Below are 317 nucleotides of genomic sequence, written 5' to 3'. Positions count from 1 at the left end.
CAAGCCCGCGGCTTCGACGTCGCCGGATGACGACGACGTCTCCGACTGGATCTGACCCATGACCCAGATCGAGTACGACGAGGCCACCGACGGCTTCTACTTCCACTGCTACGCCTGCGGCCGTGACGGACGGTCGTGGGACTACCGCCGTGACGCCGAGCTCGACGCCGACCGGCACGACGAGCAGCACGACGACGGCCTGATCTAACCCAACCCAACCCGGACGCGAGGAGCCCTACGGGCTCGTTCGTGTGGCTCCTCGCGCCCACCAACGCCCAAGGAGGGCAACCATGACCACCACGACACCCGCCCCGACC

At 67.8% G+C, this 317-nt stretch carries 1 protein-coding gene; it reads left to right on the top strand.

Annotated elements, in window-relative coordinates:
• Nucleotides 1–58 precede the first annotated feature (58 nt).
• On the top strand, nucleotides 59–208 hold the full coding sequence (locus ACNAW0_RS30815; protein ID WP_358061974.1) for a hypothetical protein: 150 nt from the start codon (nucleotides 59–61) through the stop codon (nucleotides 206–208).
• The last annotated feature ends 109 nt before the right edge of the window (nucleotides 209–317 follow it).

Source organism: Micromonospora sp. SL1-18 (assembly GCF_047921505.1).
GTDB lineage: Bacteria > Actinomycetota > Actinomycetes > Mycobacteriales > Micromonosporaceae > Micromonospora.
This window is presented reverse-complemented; position numbering and strand designations above follow the sequence as displayed.

What these genes read in the sequence shown, in the direction of transcription:
- ACNAW0_RS30815 (WP_358061974.1), top strand. Translation starts at nt 59, where the DNA reads ATGACCCAGATCGAGTACGACGAGGCCACCGACGGCTTCTACTTCCAC.